The organism is Pseudomonas sp. Pseusp97 (genome assembly GCF_047304025.1).
Taxonomy (GTDB): Bacteria; Pseudomonadota; Gammaproteobacteria; order Pseudomonadales; family Pseudomonadaceae; genus Pseudomonas.
In genome coordinates, this window is record NZ_JBGLYK010000479.1 from 1 (window position 1) to 614 (window position 614).

Annotated in this window: 1 pseudogene; it reads right to left on the bottom strand. The window is 71.3% G+C overall.

From position 1 onward, the window contains the following. Positions 1–614: pseudogene (locus ACCC94_RS29990) on the bottom strand (hypothetical protein); the annotation flags it as partial.

The following is a 614-nucleotide window of genomic DNA, read 5'->3' on the forward strand; positions in this document are numbered from 1 at the left end:
GGCCACTGGCGGCGACTATCTGCCCGCCGTCGGCAGCCAGTTGCTGGCGCGCCTCGGCGATCTGCGCGGCCACGGCGCGGGGAAGGTTCATGTCGAAGGCATCGGCGCGGGTGCGGGCGCGCAGCAGCACCCAGTTGCGCCCGTCGTCTTCGGCGACCAGTGCGCCGCTGCCGATGTCCAGCTGCACCTTCGCCGTCAGCGGCTGGTGGTGTTGAACGCGCAGGGCCAGGCCGAACCAGTCCTGGTCATTGGGCAACAGGCCGAAGCCGGAGAACGGATCGAAGAGCTGCTCGACGCGCTGCTGGACGAAGGCGGCCGGCTCCTCGGCGAGCTGGCGGCGGTCGTCGGCATTGAGCAGCGCGAGACGGCCGGCGCGCAGTTGTTCACGCAGGGCTGGCAGGTCGGCCTGCACGCCCCACTGCACCTTTTCGTAGAGGCCGCTGGCCTGCCAGCGCTCGGCCAGTTCGCGGGCGTGGGCGATGGCGGTGTCGCGCTCGGGGTAGCCGACCAGCACCAGCAGCTCGCGGTTGAGCGGCTCCTGCATGCGCTGCTCGGCCTGTTTCTGCAGGGCGTCACGGCTGCCGCCGGGCACCAGTTCCAGCAGGTCGGTGCTC